Origin of the sequence: Mesorhizobium sp. LjRoot246 (assembly GCF_964254115.1) — a bacterium.
Classification (GTDB): Bacteria; Pseudomonadota; Alphaproteobacteria; order Rhizobiales; family Rhizobiaceae; genus Mesorhizobium.
On sequence record NZ_CAXUSN020000001.1, the window covers coordinates 5,956,127 to 5,971,571 of the forward strand.

At 60.8% G+C, this 15,445-nt stretch carries 16 protein-coding genes; 13 read left to right on the top strand and 3 right to left on the bottom strand.

What is annotated here, in order from left to right; all coding sequences use genetic code 11:
* Positions 1-53: 53 nt before the first annotated feature.
* Positions 54-836 carry a DeoR/GlpR family DNA-binding transcription regulator gene (locus ACSQ3L_RS28905; protein WP_436163011.1) on the bottom strand — a complete coding sequence of 261 codons (783 nt, stop codon included), beginning with the start codon at positions 834-836 and terminating at the stop codon, positions 54-56.
* Positions 837-978: 142 nt separating this feature from the next.
* Here ACSQ3L_RS28905 and ACSQ3L_RS28910 point away from each other — a divergent pair, with 142 nt between their 5' ends.
* The 13 genes from ACSQ3L_RS28910 (at position 979) to prpB (ending at position 13,414) form a co-directional block, all read left to right on the top strand.
* The gene (locus tag ACSQ3L_RS28910; protein ID WP_436163012.1) at positions 979-2,259 is read left to right on the top strand and encodes an aspartate aminotransferase family protein; all 1,281 of its coding nucleotides are present in this window, start codon (positions 979-981) and stop codon (positions 2,257-2,259) included.
* Positions 2,260-2,274: 15 nt separating this feature from the next.
* A complete protein-coding gene (locus ACSQ3L_RS28915; RefSeq protein WP_436163557.1) occupies positions 2,275-3,831 on the top strand; it encodes an aldehyde dehydrogenase family protein in 1,557 nt (518 codons plus the stop codon).
* On the top strand, positions 3,828-4,439 hold the full coding sequence (locus ACSQ3L_RS28920) for a BMC domain-containing protein (RefSeq protein ID WP_436163013.1): 612 nt from the start codon (positions 3,828-3,830) through the stop codon (positions 4,437-4,439). The genes ACSQ3L_RS28915 and ACSQ3L_RS28920 overlap by 4 nt, the downstream gene beginning before the upstream one ends.
* A complete protein-coding gene (locus ACSQ3L_RS28925) occupies positions 4,439-4,912 on the top strand; it encodes a hypothetical protein (protein ID WP_436163014.1) in 474 nt (157 codons plus the stop codon). The genes ACSQ3L_RS28920 and ACSQ3L_RS28925 overlap by 1 nt, the downstream gene beginning before the upstream one ends.
* Complete coding sequence (locus tag ACSQ3L_RS28930; RefSeq protein ID WP_436163015.1) at positions 4,909-5,175, top strand: EutN/CcmL family microcompartment protein; 267 nt, start codon at positions 4,909-4,911, stop codon at positions 5,173-5,175. Before ACSQ3L_RS28925 ends, ACSQ3L_RS28930 begins: the two co-directional genes overlap by 4 nt.
* 22 nt (positions 5,176-5,197) lie before the next feature.
* The gene (locus ACSQ3L_RS28935; protein WP_436163016.1) at positions 5,198-5,458 is read left to right on the top strand and encodes a BMC domain-containing protein; all 261 of its coding nucleotides are present in this window, start codon (positions 5,198-5,200) and stop codon (positions 5,456-5,458) included.
* A 34-nt stretch (positions 5,459-5,492) separates the two neighbouring features.
* Positions 5,493-6,116, top strand: a complete 624-nt coding sequence (locus ACSQ3L_RS28940) for a hypothetical protein (protein WP_436163017.1) — start codon at positions 5,493-5,495, stop codon at positions 6,114-6,116.
* A 291-nt stretch (positions 6,117-6,407) separates the two neighbouring features.
* On the top strand, positions 6,408-7,802 hold the full coding sequence (locus tag ACSQ3L_RS28945) for an amidase family protein (RefSeq protein ID WP_436163018.1): 1,395 nt from the start codon (positions 6,408-6,410) through the stop codon (positions 7,800-7,802).
* A 26-nt stretch (positions 7,803-7,828) separates the two neighbouring features.
* Positions 7,829-8,749 carry a phosphotransferase gene (locus ACSQ3L_RS28950; RefSeq protein ID WP_436163558.1) on the top strand — a complete coding sequence of 307 codons (921 nt, stop codon included), beginning with the start codon at positions 7,829-7,831 and terminating at the stop codon, positions 8,747-8,749.
* An 11-nt stretch (positions 8,750-8,760) separates the two neighbouring features.
* Positions 8,761-9,684: a phosphotransferase gene (locus ACSQ3L_RS28955; RefSeq protein ID WP_436163019.1), complete on the top strand. Its 924-nt coding sequence runs from the start codon at positions 8,761-8,763 to the stop codon at positions 9,682-9,684.
* A gap of 93 nt (positions 9,685-9,777) precedes the next feature.
* Positions 9,778-11,316: an MmgE/PrpD family protein gene (locus tag ACSQ3L_RS28960; RefSeq protein WP_436163020.1), complete on the top strand. Its 1,539-nt coding sequence runs from the start codon at positions 9,778-9,780 to the stop codon at positions 11,314-11,316.
* A 10-nt stretch (positions 11,317-11,326) separates the two neighbouring features.
* Positions 11,327-12,493 (top strand): bifunctional 2-methylcitrate synthase/citrate synthase, encoded by a 1,167-nt coding sequence (gene prpC, locus ACSQ3L_RS28965; RefSeq protein WP_436163021.1) that lies wholly within the window; start codon positions 11,327-11,329, stop codon positions 12,491-12,493.
* 9 nt (positions 12,494-12,502) lie between these two features.
* Positions 12,503-13,414, top strand: a complete 912-nt coding sequence (gene prpB / locus ACSQ3L_RS28970; protein ID WP_436163022.1) for a methylisocitrate lyase — start codon at positions 12,503-12,505, stop codon at positions 13,412-13,414.
* Positions 13,415-13,519: 105 nt separating this feature from the next.
* Here the strand turns inward: prpB and ACSQ3L_RS28975 are convergent, their stop codons facing one another.
* Both ACSQ3L_RS28975 and ACSQ3L_RS28980 read right to left on the bottom strand, forming a co-directional pair.
* Positions 13,520-14,485 (bottom strand): phosphotransferase enzyme family protein, encoded by a 966-nt coding sequence (locus tag ACSQ3L_RS28975; protein WP_436163023.1) that lies wholly within the window; start codon positions 14,483-14,485, stop codon positions 13,520-13,522.
* Between the two features lie 138 nt (positions 14,486-14,623).
* Positions 14,624-15,436 carry an alpha/beta fold hydrolase gene (locus tag ACSQ3L_RS28980; RefSeq protein ID WP_436163024.1) on the bottom strand — a complete coding sequence of 271 codons (813 nt, stop codon included), beginning with the start codon at positions 15,434-15,436 and terminating at the stop codon, positions 14,624-14,626.
* Between the last annotated feature and the right edge of the window lie 9 nt (positions 15,437-15,445).

Below are 15,445 nucleotides of genomic sequence, written 5' to 3' on the forward strand. Positions count from 1 at the left end.
GCTTAGTGCCGGCCTGATTGATTGAGACAGAGGCCTGTGCCGCCCCGACCATCCTAATTCGCAGAGGCGACGATCACTTTCGCACCGCCGCGATCAAGCGCGCTCTTAAGCGCGCCCTGTGGGGCGACGTCCGTGACAAGCGTCGTCGCTGCGTTCCAGTCGGTCAGCAAGACGAGGGCACGCTTATCGAACTTATCCGAATCCGCGAGCACCACAGTTTGCTCCGACCGCTCCACCATCGCTCCATACACTTCGCCGACCCTCAAAAGCGCCTCGCTCACACCGTCGGCGTTCAGGCCCGAAGCACCGATGATGGCGGTGCGCACCTTATAGCGATCCATGGCGCGCATGGTGTCCGGCCCCACCACCATATGCTCCTGGGGCTCGAAAATCCCCGGTAGCATGATGATTTCGATCATCGGGTTGGCAGCAAGCTCGACAGCTATGGGATATGCTGGAGTTACGACGGTGATCCGCCGCGGAACCTCGCGGAGTGCTCGCGCAAACTGGATCATCGTTGAGCCTCCACCCAAAAGCAAGGCTTCTTCCGTGGCGTAACGGGAGGCCGCTTCCAAGGCGATAGCGCGCCGCTCCGAAACCTTCAGTGACAGACGCTCGCTGAGCGCAGGCTCGAAACGATTCGTGTTCTTGATCGCGCCACCATAGGTACGACTGAGCCTCCCCGTACTTTCCAGTTCGGTCAGATCACGCCGCACCGTCTCCGTCGAGACGTCCAGTTCTTCAGCTATCTGAACCACGCGCAACGCCGGATTTCGTTCCAGCGCCGCGAGAATGTTGTCCTGGCGGACGCCCTTACGAGACTTCTGCATGGCCATCTGGCCGACCTCCCAATACCCGATGTGGCAGAGTTACAGATTGAGCGCCCAGAGGCAAACAAGATTTTGCCCGACATGCAGCAGAAATATGTTGCAAGTTAAAATTTTGCGTGCCAATAGTCGGGCGACGGGAGAGACTTCATTGTTCGATTACGGCTTCTTCAAATTCGAGTCCAAGGCCGAACTGCTCGACAAAGCGATCGAGTACTGGAACCCTGGCAAGACGAAGTTCTGGCAGGACGCCGGCATCGACCTCGTGATCGATCGCCGCGAGGGGTATTTCCTCTACGACATGTCGGGCAAGCGCCTGATCGACCTGCATTTGAACGGCGGCACATATAATTTCGGCCACCGCCATCCCGAGCTCGTCGCTACGCTGAAGTCGGCACTGGATTATTTCGATATGGGGAACCATTGGTTCCCGTCAGTTGCACGAGCCGCATTCGCGGAGAAGCTGGTCGGGACTGCGCCCGGAATGAAGTATGCGATCTTCGGCGCTGGCGGAGCTGAGGCCGTGGAGATCGCACTCAAGACCGCCCGATACACCACAAAGCGGCGCAAGATCGTATCGATCGTCAAAGGTTATCACGGTCATTCCGGGCTGTCTGTCGCAACGGGTGACGATCGCTTCTCGAAGATATTCCTGGCGGATCGTCCGGACGAATTCTTCCAGGTGCCCTTCAATGACGTCGACGCCCTGGAACGCGCATTGCGCGGTCGCGACGTGGCGGCTTTCATTATCGAAACGATCCCTGCGACCTATGGCTTCCCGCTTCCTGATGAAGGTTACCTGAAGGCCTGCCAGGACCTCTGCCGTCGCTACGGCACCCTCTACATCGCCGATGAAGTACAGACGGGCCTCCTGCGCACCGGTGTCATGTGGGGCTGGCAATCCTATGGGTTGCAACCCGATATGTTCGTTACTGGCAAGGGACTTGGCGGCGGAATCTATCCCATTTCAGCTTGCGTGGTGACGGAGCAATGCGGCGGCTGGCTCCATGAAGACGGCGCCGCGCACATCTCTACCGCCGGCGGCTCCGAGTTGGGTTGCGTGGTTGGTCACCAGGTCATCGACATACTGCAGCGCCCCGAAGTCATTGCGAACGTCCGCTCGGTTGCGGAGTTCTTCCGCCGCAGCCTTTCCGCACTCATGGCAGCCAACAGCGATATTTTCGTCGGCATCCGCCAGCGCGGCGTCATTATCGGGCTGGAGTTCGATCATCCCGAGGGGGCGGTCGCAGTCTCCCGCGCGCTGTACCAGAACGGAGTGTGGGCGATCTTCTCGTCACTCGACAAGCGCGTGCTGCAGTTCAAGCCAGGCGTGCTCCTCGATGCTGCGACCTGCCAGGAAATCGTGGACCGCATGGAAGCGGTGATGCCTCGTGTTCGCGAACTGCTGCGCAAAACACGGCGAGTGGCTTAGACGATGGGTACGCATATGCACAGTCGAGAAGATGCGCCTCGCCTCGTCGTACCCGACCAGGCTGAGGCGATCGCAAGGATGAAGATCGAACGTGCCGGCTGGGCAGTTCGCGCATTCGCTCGTTTCGACCGGGCAGCAGTCATGAAAGTCTCGCGAGCCGTTGCAGAGGTCGCATTCTCCCAAGCACAGCACTACGCGGCATGGGCGGTTCGTGAGACGGGAATGGGGGTCGTCGAGCACAAGAAGCTCAAGAACGAACTTTCCTCCCATGCGCTAATCGACTTTTACGAGAACACGGATCTCGTGAATCCGCGGGTCGATGAAGCCCGCAGGATGGTCGAAATTCCCAAGCCGGCAGGGATCATCCTGGCACTGACCCCTGCGACCAATCCCATATCCACGCTCTATTACAAAACGATCATTGCACTGCTGGGCCGCAACGCCATCGTTTTCAGCCCTCATCCGCTGGCGCGCGACTGCTGCTGCGACGCGGCCGCCAAACTCGAAGCGGCCGCAGTCGCGGCGGGAGCGCCGGCTGGTTTGATCCAATGTATCGAGCAGCCGTCCGTGCCGTTGGTGCAAGCGTTGATGGCTTCGCCGAAAATCCAGGTAATCCTCGCGACGGGTGGCGGCGCGATGGTTCGTGCAGCTTACTCGTCCGGAAATCCGGCGATCGGCGTCGGTCCAGGCAATGCGCCCGTGTATGTCGATCCGAGCGCGGACCTCAATACCGCGGCACGGCGTATCGTCGACAGCAAGGCTTTCGACAATTCCGTCCTGTGCACCAACGAAAGCGTGCTTATCACGCTGGAAAAAAGCAGGCAGCAGCTCGAGCGGGCGTTGCGCGCGGCAGGCGCTCATATCTGTAGCGAGGCCGAAACATCGAAGCTCCGGGACTGGCTCTTCCCGGAAGGTCATCTCAATACCGCCGCGGTCGGCAAAAGCGCGGAATGGATCGCGCAACAGGCGGGCTTCCGTGTGGTCGGCTCCATCCGCACGCTGGTCGCACCGGTCAGCCATCTCGGTATCGAGGAGCCTCTCACCAAGGAGAAGCTCTGTCCGGTACTGACGTTTGCCAGCGCCGCAAGCTTCGAAGGCGCCACGAGCATGGCGCAGATGGTTCTTCGCGTGACCGGGTCGGGACATTCGGCGGCTTTCCATGGCGAGGATCGGCAACGTGCGATGCTTTTCGCGAACGCACTGCCGGTCTACCGGGTTGTCGTCAACGCACCCTGTTCGCAAGGGGCGGCCGGTTTCGCGACTCATCTCGCACCGTCCTTCATGATCGGCACGGGCTATTTCGGACGATCGTCAGTCGGCGAAAACATTGGGCCGCAGCATCTCGTCCACTGGACGCGATTGGCGTGGAACAGCGATGCGTCCGTGCCCTTTGGCGATTTCAGCGAGGTACGCGCGCCGTTCGACAATGGAGACGGGGTCTCTGCACCATCCTTCAAGCCATCTCCACCTGCGGCGACCACAGCGGTCGATGAGGGAAGCAGCATCGATCGCGATGTGCTGCGTCAACTGATCCTCCAGGAACTTCGTCAACTGACCCGGAGCGAGCCGTGACCGATCTTCGCGCTTTCATCTTCATCGATCAGTTGCAGCCCCAGACGCTGGCCTACACGGCCACGTGGATGCGCGGCACGCTGCCGCGCGCCAGAATGGCGGCTCAGATCATCGAGATCGCGCCGGGCCTCGACATCGAGGCTCTCACCGACACGGTGCTGAAGAGTGCTGAAGTGAGAGCCGGCTTTCTGGTTGTCGAACGTCAGTTCGGCACTCTTCAGTTCCATGCGTACTCCACGGCTGAAGTCCAGGCTGGAGCGCAAGCGGCGCTCGCGGCGATGGGCAAGCGCCCCGACCAGGCCGAGAGGCCGAAGATCATGGCGTCGAAGATCGTGACCCGGGTCGATGCCCAGCACGCCTTCCTCATGAACCGCAACAAGACGGGCTCGATGGTCCTGGGTGGAGAGAGCATCTATCTGCTGGAATGCCAGCCGGCGGCATACGCGATTCTGGCCTGCAACGAGGCGGAAAAGGCGGCTGACATCAAGGTCGTCGACATGCGCATGATAGGAGCGAACGGCCGGCTTTACCTTGCTGGAACCGAAGCAGATGTCCGCAACGCTCGCGATGCAGCAGAACGCGCGCTTCGCGACGCCGGAGCAGATTGATGGAAGACCTCCGCGCTCTCATCAAAGAAATTCTTGCCGAAGAATTCTCTTCGCTGCGGGCCACACTCGGCTGCGATTCAGCTGTGGAGCGGGTGAGCGTCAGTACATCGGCCGACCTGAACAGGTTTGCGCTTTCCATTCTCGACCGCGCGAACGATGCTGGGTTCATATCGGCCCTGCGCGGCGGCCGCCTCCATTTCGAGCCGGTTCGGAATATTGGAAATCCCGAATGCCAGGATCGAGTTGCGCTCGCTGTCGAGCGAACGCCTGTCGTGAGGCAACCGGAGACCCTTGTGACGACAGTCCCATCCAGGGTCGCAGAGCTCCGTAAGAATTTGATTACGGAGCGTGATCTTGCAGCGGTCGGGAGCGGCGAAACTCGGCTGCGCATCACAAAGACGGCGCGTCTTACTCCGCTTGCCAATGACGAAGCCCGCCGCCGAGGCATCAGGATCGAAAGGACAATCGTATGATTAGAGCGCGTGTCAGCGGCAGGCTCTGGTCTAGCCGCCATCTAAGTACATTGCCAACGGGCGCGTTGCTCGAAGTTGAAACTGAAACGGGCGTCAAGTTGATCGCATTCGATCCGCTTGGCTGTGCGGACGGCGAGAGCGTGCTGGTAACCCAGGGCTCGGTCGCGGCGGGATGGTTTGCGGAACGGTCCGCACCGATCGACGCCCTGATTATTGGCTCAATCGATGAACAACAGACGAAACGCAAATCACGGAGCGCCTAAAATGGCAAATCTTGCAATTGGAATGATCGAAACCAAGGGATACGTGCCGGCGCTTTGCGCCGCGGATGCAATGGTCAAGGCGGCCAACGTCGAGATCATCGCCCGAAAGGAAGTGGGCGGCGGACTGGTGTCCGTTGTCGTGCGCGGCGATGTCGGTGCAGTCAAGGCCGCGACCGAAGCGGGAGCTGAAGCCGCCTCGGCAGTCGGGGAAGTCACGGCCGTCCACGTCATTCCGCGTCCGCACCCGGATCTCTCCGCGCACTTTGAAGCGGTCAAGAGCTGAGACCGGCCCGAAACATCGGAAGAAGGACAAGGGCATGACGGAGCTGCGCGTCTATCTGCCTATCGAAGATCTGCAGCCGCAGTTCGCGGCGTATTTGTCCTCGCCCACGCGTGCGAGGGGCTACCCACCCTTCGAAGGTCAGCATTCGCTGATCATCGAGGTTGCCCCCGCCCTCGCGATCCATCGCATCACGGACCTGGCCCTCAAATCCAATCCGGCGATGGAACCCGGAATCCTTTACACCGAACGCCAGTTCGGCCTGCTCGAACTCCATTCCAACAAGATGGAGGAACTGGAGGCAGCGGGCGGTGCAATCCTCAAAGGCATAGGGGCTCAGCCGCAAGATCAGCTCCGCCCGCAGATTCTCTACCACGACATCATTGAAGACCTTTCGGACCAGCACGCAGTCATTCTCAATCGGTCACGCGATGCTTCTATCCTGGTCCCGGGCGTCGCGTTGCTGATCTACGAAATGGCGCCGGCACTGTTCGCGTGTGTCGCTGCAAACGAGGCGGAAAGGGCCGCGCCTAACGCCGTCATAAACGATGTTCAGATGATGGGCGCATCAGGCCGGATATTCATGTCGGGAACAGTGGAGGATCTCGCCATTGCTCGCGACACGATAACCCGCAAGCTGGAGAGCATCAACGGTCGTTAGCAACGCCTGCGGCACGGGCGGGCGCGATGCTTTTCGCCAGCCGCTTTTCGCACACGGCTGTCGACCGATTTGCTGTTGCAGGGAAGCATGTTTCGAACGCTAGTAGGACGCAGCGGCATCGTCACGGGCGGATCGAAAGCATAGGGCTCGGCATACCGCGCGCGTTCGCCCGCGCTGGGGATTAAGATAGTCGGGCACCTCTATGACAGGCGCCCTGACCGCAGCGCGCGCTATCGTTTGATGGCTGGCCTTCGCCGGCACACTCGGCGGTCCGCGTCGGAAGGAGAACCGATGGACGTTCTTGACTTGTCGAAGCTTTCGCTTGCCGAACTGCAGGCCGGCTACAACGACCTGCGGATCGATCCCGTCGAGGTAGTGGAGATTACCTTCGACCAGATCGAGCGGGTAAACGATGAACTCACGGCGCTTTACGATCTGCGGCGCGACCCCAGCTTCGTGGCGGCGAAGGAGGCCAGCAGGCGGTTTCGCGCCGGTATACCCGCAGGGCCTCTCGACGGCGTCCCCGTCTCCATCAAGGATTCGGTGAATGCGTCGGGCATGGTCTGGCGCCACGGTTCGAAGATTCATGGCGATGGCATCGTCGCCACGGTGGATTCGCCGCCGGTCGCGAAGCTGAAGGCGGCAGGTGCCATCATCTTCGGCAAAGGCACGATGCCCGATTTCGGCCTGAGCGGTTCGGGCGTCAGCTCCTGCTATGGCATCGTGCGCAATCCCTGGGGTAAGAGCTGGAACCCTGGCGGTTCCAGCGCCGGAGCAGGAGCATCGCTGGCCGCGGGCATCGGAATGATGTCGGTGGGGACCGACATAGCCGGCTCGGTGCGCCTGCCCTCCTCCCATTGCGGGCTCGCGACGATAAAGCCCACCCAGGGCATGATCGCGCACACGCCCGCGTCTGATGTGCGCTCCCCGGGTCCAATGGTGCGGCATGCCGGCGACCTCGAGGCATACCTGCGCATTCTCGGCGGCGTGCATGCTGGCGACCGCTTCTCGGTCCCGGTCACGGAGCCTGAACGCGACTTCAGGGAGGCGACGGTAGCCGTTTACGGCGAATTCGGCTTTGGTCCCAGCGTCGAGCCTGCGGTCCGGCAGGCACTCGAAACTGCTGAAACTGCAATGGGCCGTTTGGTTCGCCGCGTCGTGGACGGCAGCAGACATTTCGATTTCGACGCGATACTGCCGATGGAGGAGTCCTTCAAGCTGCGCGGTTGGCGCGAATATGCCTCGGTCTCCGAGGCAATGCGCGCAAACACGCCGAAGGCGATCTTCAACTGGTTCGCCGAGGCGCAAGGCTGGGACGCCGATCGCGTTGCGCGGTTCGAAGCGGGAATCGCGAGAGGAGTCACCCAGGCGAACGCCCTATTTGAAGGCGTCGACTTCCTATTGACGCCGGTGATGCCGGTGGTCAACTTCCCAGCTGAGGATCGCGCGCCCGATCCGCAGAATCCATTACGTCACTGTACATTCACGGCGCCTTTCAACCAGTCCGGCCACCCTGCCGCCGCCATCTGCGCCGGCTTCGATGCGCGCGGGCTGCCAATTGGTGTGCAGATCGTGGGAAAGCGTTTCGACGACGTCAGGTTGTGCCGCCTTGCGGCTGCCTTGGAGACCGAGATCTGGGGCGGTGCGGAACAAGACCGCGCCTGGCCTCTCGTACCACGCGATTGAGGGGACAGATGAGCGCAGATAGAAGCATGCCAGTCCGGGAAATTGCGACGCAGCGGCTGGGCGGAGAACTCGAAACATTCGAGAGTCCGCTGACGGTTCTGGCTTCGCCGGCGTGGCGGGGCGTGGAAGCCGATGTCTGGCTGGCCAGGAAGGGGGTCTCGGCAGAGATATACAAGCATTATCACGACGACATCGGCGCCTATGTCGATGTCGCCTGCGCTTCGTCGGTAGCGAAGTTGGCTGGCGAGGCCGGCGTGGGTCCCAAAGTCCTCGATACGGTGTCCCAGCACGGACTGGTCGTCATGGAGTATCTGGGCGAAGGGTGGCGGGCGGGTGGACTGCATGATTGTGTGAAGCCGGACCTCCGCTGCCAGATCATCGCGGCCAAGAAAGTTCTCCACAAAGGGCCGAAATTCCCACGCGATGGCGACATTTTCTCCGAGATTGCATCGCTGAATCAAGCGTGCGTTTCTGCCCAGTCGCGCCTTCCGCTCAACATCAGCGCCTATCTTGCATTTTCAGATCAGGCCCGGCAGGCGATCACGGTTCTCGGCGCCGAGAAGGTTCCCTGCCATCGCGACGGCAACACGGCAAATCTTATGATCGGCCCGGATGGCCAAGTGAAATTGATCGATTTCGATCTTTCGGCAAACGCCGACCCGTTCGAAGACGCTGGATGTTATCTGCTGGAGTTTTTCGAATGCGAACCCGAGGCGCGCCAGGGTTTCGAGGAATGGTTCGGCCGTTTCCACGAAGGGCATTTCCAGCGCGCAATGATCTACGGCATCCTGGACGACCTGCGTTGGGGACTCATCGGCGCCTTGATGGCAGCGACCTCGCCCCGCCGGAGCCTCGAATTCGCCAAATACGCTTCATGGCGGTTCATGCGTTTCAATGAACTGGCACAGCGCTCGCACGCCGCCGATCGGCTTCGCAGCGCGGCGTAGAGGGAAAGCCAATGGACGAACAGATCGAACACGAAGTCGTCGCCGCCATCTCGGCCATTCCGGGTTGGGATCACGAGAAGGTCATCCGGCGCCCGCTGACCGGCGGGCTCATGAACTCCAACTGGCTGCTCACCTATGAGGGTGTTACCTACTTCCTCAAGATCTTCGGCAAGGGAACCGAGAGCTTCGTCGACCGACGGTTGTCAAACGAGGCTGCCACCAAGGCCAACGTCCTGGGGATTTCGCCACGCGTCGAATTGTTCGATCCTGAAGCCGGCATCGAAGTCTTCGAATTCCTGGACGGCTATAGACCCTCGACAGCGGCCGATTTCATGCGGAACGATTTTCTCGAGGCGGTCGTAGATCTCCTCCAGAAGTTCAATTCCTGCGAGCGGCTGCCGGTCACCAAGGATGTGTTCGCCATGACCGATGAACACATCGAGCAGGGAGATGAATTGGGCGTGATCCGCCCCGCGGACTTCGACTGGCTGCTCTACCAGTATGGTCGTGCCAAGAGCACGTTCATGGCATCGGGGCTGGATATCGTCCCCTGTCACAACGACTGCATGGCAGGCAATTTCATGGTGTCTATGTCCGGCGACACTATCCGTGACATGAAACTCATCGACTTCGAGTTCGCCTCCAACAACGAGCGCGCCTACGAGATCGGCGCGTTCCTCGGCGAGACCTTCACCGACGAAGCCACGACGGTTGAGATGATCGAGCGCTACTACGGTGAAATCCGTCAGGAACTGGTCGCCCGGGTGTGGGTCGCTCGCGCGGTGTCAGACATGAAATGGGGTTCATGGGCAGTGCAGCAACGGAAGCTGTCTACCTGGGATTTCGACTACCAGAAATATGGGATCTGGAAATATGCCAGGGCGAGGACGCTGTTCAACGATCCACGCTGGAATGACTGGTTGCGGCAGATCTGAGGACGTCGGCAGCAAGAAATTCCGCCCGGTGCCGGACGCGTCCCAATGCCGATCCCACCTTCAGATTCAAACCATACAGAGGGAGCCGTTTTCGTGAAGTCGCATTCCGTCCGCACCTACAAATCCGCCGAGAAGCCTGCCCGCGAGGACCAGCTTGCATGGAAGATCGCCTCCGTCGCCGCAGACGATGTCCCGCTTGATGCCGACGTCGTGGATATGATCGGCAACCGGATCATCGATAATGCCGCCGTTGCCGCCGCGTCACTGGCACGCCGGCCAGTCGTCAGCGCCCGCGCGCAGGCGCAGGCTCACCCGTTCCTGCCGAGTGCGCCGGGCGCGACCGTTTTCGGCCTTCCCCCTGCCGCGCGCGTTTCGCCGGAATGGGCGGCATGGGCCAATGGCGTCGCCGTGCGCGAACTCGACTTCCACGACACCTTTCTCGCCGCCGACTACTCGCATCCGGGCGACAACATCCCGCCGATCCTCGCTGTCGCGCAGCATTGCGGCCTTTCAGGTTCGCAATTCGCGAAGGGTCTCGCGACTGGTTACGAGATTCAGGTCGATCTGGTGAAGGGCATCTGCCTTCACGAGCACAAGATCGACCACATTGCCCATCTGGGGCCGTCGTCTGCCGCAGGCATCGGCACGGCGCTTGGGCTTCCTGTCGAGACGATCTACCAGGCGGTTCAGCAGGCGCTGCATGTCACGACGACGACGCGTCAGTCGCGCAAGGGTGAGATTTCCAGCTGGAAGGCCTATGCGCCGGCCTTCGCCGGCAAGATGGCCGTCGAAGCGGTCGACAGGGTCATGCGTGGCGAAGGTGCGCCGTCGCCGGCTTGGGAGGGTGAGGACGGCTTCATTGCCTGGCTTCTGTCGGGCCCAACCGCGGAGTACACAGTGCCGCTGCCCAAAAAGGGCGAGGCCAAGCGCGCCATCATGGAAACCTACACCAAGGAGCACTCGGCCGAATACCAAAGCCAGGCGTTGATCGACCTGGCGCGCCGCATGGGACCGAAAGTCCGTGAGAGGGCGAGCGACCTGGCCAATGTCAAGGACATCGTGATCCAGACCAGCCATCACACACACAATGTGATCGGCACGGGTGCCAACGATCCGCAGAAGATGGACCCGAAGGCGAGCCGCGAGACGCTCGACCATTCGATCATGTACATTTTCGCCGTCGCGCTGGAGGATGGCGGCTGGCACCATGAGCGCTCTTATGCACGCGAACGAGCCACCCAGCCCGAAACCGTCACGCTCTGGCACAAGATCCGCACCGTCGAGGATCCGGTCTGGACTGAGCGCTACCACAGCCGCGACCCCAACAAACTGGCCTTTGGCGCCCGCGTCGTCGTTACGCTGAAGGACGGCAAGGTGGTCGAGGACGAGATCGCCCTGGCCGACGCGCATCCGTTCGGCGCGCGTCCCTTCACGCGTCCCGACTATGTCAACAAGTTCCGCACACTTTCGGACGGCATCGTCGAGGCACGAGAGCAGGACCGCTTCATCACGACAGTCGAGCACCTGCTTGATCTCAAGCCCGCGGAGCTAGCTGGCCTGACCTTCACCGTCGATGCCGGAAAGCTCGGTGCTGCTACGGGAACCGGCATTTTCGACTGGAAGCTTGGTTGAGGAGATGGACATGACCCCGCCGAAGCAAAAAAAATCCGTTGCTCTCTCCGGCGTCGTCGCCGGCAATACGGCGCTGTGCACCGTAGGCCGCACCGGCAATGATCTGCACTATCGTGGTTACGACATTCTCGACGTGGCCGAGACCTGCGAGTTCGAGGAGATCGCCCATCTCCTCGTCCACGGATCGCTGCCTACTGTGGCCGAACTGGCCGCCTACAAGGCAAAGCTGAAGGCGTTGCGTGGACTGCCGCAGGCAGTGAAGCAGGCGCTTGAACTGCTGCCGGCCTCCGCCCATCCAATGGACGTGCTGCGCACGGGCGTGTCCGTGCTCGGCAACGTGCTGCCGGAGGCTCACGACCACAACCATCCCGGCGCGCGCGATATTGCCGACCGGCTGCTCGCCTCGCTCGGCTCCATGCTGCTCTACTGGCATCATTTTGCCCACAACGGCCGCCGCATTGAGGTCGAGACCGATGACGATTCCATCGGCGGGCATTTCCTGCACCTGCTGCATGGCAAGGCGCCGAAGTCCTCACATGTGAAGGCGATGCACGTGTCGCTGATCCTCTACGCCGAGCACGAATTCAACGCCTCGACCTTCACGGCTCGCTCCATCGCGGGCACCGGTTCCGACATCTACTCGGCAATCACCGGCGCGATCGGCGCGTTACGCGGACCCAAGCATGGCGGCGCGAACGAGGTCTCATATGAGATTCAGAAGCGCTATGCCGATCCTGGCGAGGCGGAGGCCGATATTCGCGAGCGCGTCGAGGCCAAGGAGGTCGTCATTGGCTTCGGCCATCCGGTCTATACGGTCTCGGATCCGCGCAACAAGATGATCAAGACAGTGGCGCGGCAGCTCTCTGTAGAGGCCGGCTCGACAAAAATGTTCGACATCGCCGAGCGCATCGAATCGACTATGGCGGACGCGAAGAAGATGTTCCCAAACCTCGATTGGTTCAGCGCCGTCTCCTATCACATGATGGCCGTGCCGACTGCGTTGTTCACGCCGGTCTTCGTCATCTCGCGCACGTCTGGCTGGGCCGCCCATATCATCGAGCAGCGCCAGGACAACAAGATCATCCGGCCTTCCGCCAACTATGTCGGCCCTGAGAATCTGGAGTTCGTGCCGATTGAGAAGCGCGGTCGGCCGGACGTCGCCAGCAAGGCTGCGTGAGGAGAGAGAATGCCCTATCTTGTATCTTCAGATCTCCCACAGAGGCCGGCCGGCGAGCGCTTCCGTGCGTTGGTCGAGCGCGACAGCATCGCCCAGCTTCCCGGCGCCCATAACGGCATGGCAGCACTGCAAGCGAAAGCCGCCGGCTTCGAGGGACTCTACCTGTCCGGCGCGGCCATGACCGCCTCGATGGGCATTCCCGACCTCGGCATCATCACAGTCGACGAGGTTTCATTCTTCATCCGACAAATCGCGCGCGCCTCCGGCCTGCCGCTGCTTGTCGATGGCGATACCGGTTACGGCGAGGCGCTCAACGTCATGCACATGGTGCGCACGTTCGAGGGCGCCGGCGCCGGTGCGGTCCACTTGGAAGATCAGCTGCTGCCGAAGAAATGCGGCCATCTCAACGACAAGAAGCTCGCCGACGCCCGCGACATGGCGGCCAAGGTAGCTGCCGCAGCAAAGGCGCGCAGGCATCTCTACATCGTCGCGCGCACAGACGCCGCCGCCAGCGAAGGCATCGACGGCGCGGTGGCCCGAGCCCAGCTCTACATGGAGGCAGGCGCCGACGCGATTTTCGCCGAGGCGCTGAACACGGCGGAAATGTTCCGCGAGTTTGCCGCCCGCATGCCCGGCGTGCCGCTGCTTGCCAACATGACCGAGTTCGGTCGCACGCCGTTCTTCACCGCGAAGGAATTCGAGGAAATGGGCTACAGGATGGTGATCTGGCCGGTCTCGTCGCTGCGCGTCGCCAACAAGGCGCAGGAAAAGCTCTACGCCACACTTAGGCGGGACGGCTCGACCAAGGCAATGGTCGGCGAAATGCAGACACGTGCAGAGCTCTACGATACCATCGACCTGGTTGGCTACGAGGCGCTGGACGCGTCGATCGTGGCAACGGTTGTGCCCGAACCGGCCTAAAAACTGGAAAACAACGCGCAATTTGATAGGGCGCGCATGACAGATATAGTGCGTCTAGGGCGACGCTCTATCCATCTGAGCTTGATCCGTCGCCGCGCTGGTACCTCAGGATTCTGAAAAGTTATCGAGGTAGCGGATCGCCAGTTGGGCGGTGCCCATGGCGAAATGCGGTGCCATGGCCCTAGGCTCTGGTGCTTCGATGTGGCTGCCTATCCATGCCAGCAATGCCATTCGCCGCATCATGACGAACGTGTCGATCTCACGTTCTTCCGAGACCGCAAGCGACCGTACGCTGCGGTACCCTTCAATCCAAGCTTCGCGAAGTGCAGGCACTTGCGGATGGTCTTCCATGAAGCTGATGCCCGCGGCGAAGTCGTAGAGAAACCAGCCCAGTCCGCAATCGTCGAAATCGATTAGGCACGTTCTCTCGCCCTCGATCAGCAAGTTGGCCAATCGCATGTCGGCATGGATTAGGCCATAGCGGTCTCTGCCTTTGCCGAATGCATCCAGCCTCCTCGCAATCAAGGCTTCCGTCTTGTCGAGGATATTCCTAATCTCGGAGGTGACGTTCGGGGCATCGCGCCAGTTACCCCAGGTCGGTGAGCGGCCGAACACCGCTTCCGCATCCCAGGTTAAACGCTCCAACGGCTGCGGATGCGTCCAGGCACGAGAGTGCTCGTGTGTTTGTGCGGCAATGGCACCAAGCCGGCCAAAGGGTTTGGTCAGATCGTCGCCCGGGTCAGGCTGCCGGCCTTCTGCGAATTCGAACATCACCATGAAGTGACGCTCCGCAAGGCCGGGCGATTGCAGGACCTGGACCAATTCATTGTCGATGCCCGCGACGGGCGCCGGGGTGATGACCATTCCGTCGCGAGCGAGGGCTGTCGACCAAGCCAACTCCTGCTGGATACCCTTCCGGCTGTGGTAGCCCGGCCGGTGTACGCGCAAGACCGATCGATAGTTGGTCCCTTCAACCAGAAATGTCGCGTTTTCCGACACATTGATCAATCTCGCCACAGCGTTGGTGGGCATGGGCCAGAGATGCAGTGAGCTTTGAACCGCCCGTTCCATGTGGCCCAGGAGCTCCTGAAGCGGGATGGTATCCGTAGGCATCGCGGCGCCCTTCCCTATCGCTTACTGCGTCTATCGCCTCAAGAGACGTTGGCCAGCTGCGCAGCTTGGCCTCATAAGGAGACCAGAACGGAGCCGTCAGCTATTTTTTCCGACAAAGTCCGCTATCTGTGCCGCGGTCCGTTGTGGCTTCTCCCAATTTGGAGAATGGCCGCCATTTGCATCCAACCAGATTTCCGAGTTCGGAAGTGCGTCAGCAAATTTTCTTTGCGCGGCTTCATCGAATATTTCATCCATCATGCCTCCCAGAACGAGCGTCGGCGTCTGAAGCGAATGCAAAGCCCGACTGTCGAAATCGGCGTCACGATACTTTATCAGCCCTTCGAGTGCCGACGACCACACATGCGCGGGCAGCAGACTGCTCTCATTGACGATATCGTCCATCGACATCGAGGGATCGACTGGTCCAACGCAGGTTCCGCTTTGGAAGCTCCTTACAAAGTCGGATGGAACCGGATCCTCGAACTCGAGCGTTTCCCTATGCAGATCTCGAAGAACGGAGTTGTCGGCGGTAACCGCGGATCCAATCAGAACTAAGCTCAAAACGCTGTCCGGATTGCTGATCGCAATGTTTTGGGCGACGAAGGTTCCCATGGAATGCCCCACGATTGCCGAACGCTGTACGCCCATCAACCGCATGAACTCCAGGACATCGGCGGCATACCCTTCGATCGAGTAAGCCTGCTTCGGTTTGGATGATCTGCCATGCCCCAACAGACTTGGCGCGAAAACCGCGACATTGTCGGGTAGGAAGTCCATCACTCCTTTGAATGAATACCAACTGTCGGCATATCCATGGATCAGGACCATTGGCTCTTCTCCGCCAGGCCGGCGCACATACTCCATGGTGTTTCCATCAGGCAGTATCAGCTGATTAAGCTCGTAAGCCATGACCAGGTC

Bases quoted from the DNA above. Each gene is read 5' to 3' on its own strand.
- ACSQ3L_RS28915 (WP_436163557.1), top strand. From the start codon at position 2,275: ATGCACAGTCGAGAAGATGCGCCTCGCCTCGTCGTACCCGACCAGGCT.
- prpC (WP_436163021.1), top strand. From the start codon at position 11,327: ATGACCCCGCCGAAGCAAAAAAAATCCGTTGCTCTCTCCGGCGTCGTC.
- ACSQ3L_RS28940 (WP_436163017.1), top strand. From the start codon at position 5,493: ATGACGGAGCTGCGCGTCTATCTGCCTATCGAAGATCTGCAGCCGCAG.
- prpB (WP_436163022.1), top strand. From the start codon at position 12,503: ATGCCCTATCTTGTATCTTCAGATCTCCCACAGAGGCCGGCCGGCGAG.
- ACSQ3L_RS28935 (WP_436163016.1), top strand. From the start codon at position 5,198: ATGATCGAAACCAAGGGATACGTGCCGGCGCTTTGCGCCGCGGATGCA.
- ACSQ3L_RS28905 (WP_436163011.1), bottom strand. From the start codon at position 836: ATGGCCATGCAGAAGTCTCGTAAGGGCGTCCGCCAGGACAACATTCTC.
- ACSQ3L_RS28975 (WP_436163023.1), bottom strand. From the start codon at position 14,485: ATGGAACGGGCGGTTCAAAGCTCACTGCATCTCTGGCCCATGCCCACC.
- ACSQ3L_RS28925 (WP_436163014.1), top strand. From the start codon at position 4,439: ATGGAAGACCTCCGCGCTCTCATCAAAGAAATTCTTGCCGAAGAATTC.
- ACSQ3L_RS28955 (WP_436163019.1), top strand. From the start codon at position 8,761: ATGGACGAACAGATCGAACACGAAGTCGTCGCCGCCATCTCGGCCATT.
- ACSQ3L_RS28930 (WP_436163015.1), top strand. From the start codon at position 4,909: ATGATTAGAGCGCGTGTCAGCGGCAGGCTCTGGTCTAGCCGCCATCTA.
- ACSQ3L_RS28950 (WP_436163558.1), top strand. From the start codon at position 7,829: ATGCCAGTCCGGGAAATTGCGACGCAGCGGCTGGGCGGAGAACTCGAA.
- ACSQ3L_RS28945 (WP_436163018.1), top strand. From the start codon at position 6,408: ATGGACGTTCTTGACTTGTCGAAGCTTTCGCTTGCCGAACTGCAGGCC.
- ACSQ3L_RS28980 (WP_436163024.1), bottom strand. From the start codon at position 15,436: ATGGCTTACGAGCTTAATCAGCTGATACTGCCTGATGGAAACACCATG.